The organism is Bacillus sp. JJ1773, assembly GCF_036962035.1.
Taxonomy (GTDB): domain Bacteria; phylum Bacillota; class Bacilli; order Bacillales; family Cytobacillaceae; genus Cytobacillus.
Genome location: NZ_JBALNX010000054.1, coordinates 55,360 through 56,854, shown reverse-complemented (window position 1 = coordinate 56,854; position 1,495 = coordinate 55,360). Strand labels below are relative to the sequence as shown.

The following is a 1,495-nucleotide window of genomic DNA, read 5'->3' as shown; positions in this document are numbered from 1 at the left end:
GAGTAACGAAAAAGCCAAAGCTAATAAATAGAAATCTTCGGGATTATGAAGACATAGTTTCTCTGTATAAAAGAGTTTGAGAGTGTGGAGCATTTTAAAAGCGAGCTGGAAAAGTACATAATGTATTAAAACACACAAAACGCATTAAGGCAAAATTAAAAGGCATGAATCCGATACAACATCGAACTCATACCAAACTCGACGCCTAATGAAATAACCGTGTCTAACTTTTAGGGGCCACTTCAAAAATTAGGTGAATGAAAAGGTTTTTTTTATAGATACCTATAATCGGGCTCTTTCGCTTTATTATTATATTCCACATGCAAATCATGATTGTCAAAATACCAAATATCTTTTTCTTCAATAAAATAGGTAATTCCATTCTTTGTAGTTTCAGCACCCGCATTAACGGGCTCATCCTTTGAGATACCTAATGAAAACCCTTGTTGTACCGTACTGCATCCGCCATAGCGTGCAAAAAAACGAACATAATCGCCTTTGTTTAAAAACATTTCATCTTCATACCAAGCCGCAGCCTCATCGCTAATATGTATTTTCATTATGAAATCCTCCTTCATACTATCTTTGGCTGTTCATTATCCTATATACGTAATAATTCCGCTTAAAATCATGAATACATTGAATATAATATGCCAGATGATGGCGGGAAGAATGCTTCCTGAACGAATGGTAATACCAGCATAGAAAATACCGCCTAATGCAAAAAGGAAACATAGCCACCATGAGTATCCAAAGGCAAGATGTGATAAGCCAAAGCCTAATCCCGAAAAGAGAACCGCAGCTTTTTCACCTGCCAAATCTACTAGTCTAGTTAAGACGATTCCTCTCCAAAGGATTTCTTCCAGTGTACCATTTATGATCGAAAAAAGGATGATAAACAATAAGAAGTTAGGGTCTCCAAAATTAAATTTTGTTAAAGACAGGAAGGGAATAAATGCTGCTAGATTAATACATAAGGCAATCAATAAAAAGACTCTAATTGTAACAGTGTGGAATCCGCTCCATATAAATGGAAATGAAATGGTTGCCATCCAATTAGGCTTCAAGCCATAAAGGTTCCAATTCTTTTTAAACTTCTTAATAACATAGACCATAAAAAGGATCGGGAATAATAGGAGTGAACGATTTATGATCATAATTGAACTTATATTTAATGGTAATTCTTCAATTAGTCGATCGCCATATAATAAAACTAAATACCCAATCGTATATGCGGCCAAAACCCAGACAAAAACGCGACTTTGATTTGCGACAATCGTCAAATATATAATCATCGCTAACAAAAGAGCATAGGAAAAGATAAATAGTTTATGCTGTGTAAGGATCATGATGACGACAAACAAAAAAAGCTGTCCGTATTTATGGGCTAATGAAAGCTTATTCAATACAACCAATGTGGTCATCCTCCCCAGAATCATTCACTTTATTTTAGCACTTTCTTTCTAAAAGAAATAGAATTATCGCAGATTAACGG

2 protein-coding genes and 1 pseudogene are annotated in these 1,495 nt (G+C 34.9%); 1 reads left to right on the top strand and 2 read right to left on the bottom strand.

The window, feature by feature from the left end; all coding sequences use genetic code 11:
• Positions 1-36 precede the first annotated feature (36 nt).
• A pseudogene (locus V7127_RS16940) lies at positions 37-209 on the top strand (IS3 family transposase); the annotation flags it as partial.
• Between the two features lie 63 nt (positions 210-272).
• On the opposite strand, the gene V7127_RS16935 reads toward V7127_RS16940, so the two are convergent.
• Positions 273-560 (bottom strand): HesB/YadR/YfhF family protein, encoded by a 288-nt coding sequence (locus V7127_RS16935; RefSeq protein ID WP_335487977.1) that lies wholly within the window; start codon positions 558-560, stop codon positions 273-275.
• A 36-nt stretch (positions 561-596) separates the two neighbouring features.
• The gene (locus V7127_RS16930) at positions 597-1,415 is read right to left on the bottom strand and encodes a CPBP family intramembrane glutamic endopeptidase (protein ID WP_335487974.1); all 819 of its coding nucleotides are present in this window, start codon (positions 1,413-1,415) and stop codon (positions 597-599) included.
• Between the last annotated feature and the right edge of the window lie 80 nt (positions 1,416-1,495).

Excerpts from the sequence above, each read along its gene's own strand:
- V7127_RS16935 (WP_335487977.1), bottom strand. The coding sequence starts at position 560 with ATGAAAATACATATTAGCGATGAGGCTGCGGCTTGGTATGAAGATGAA.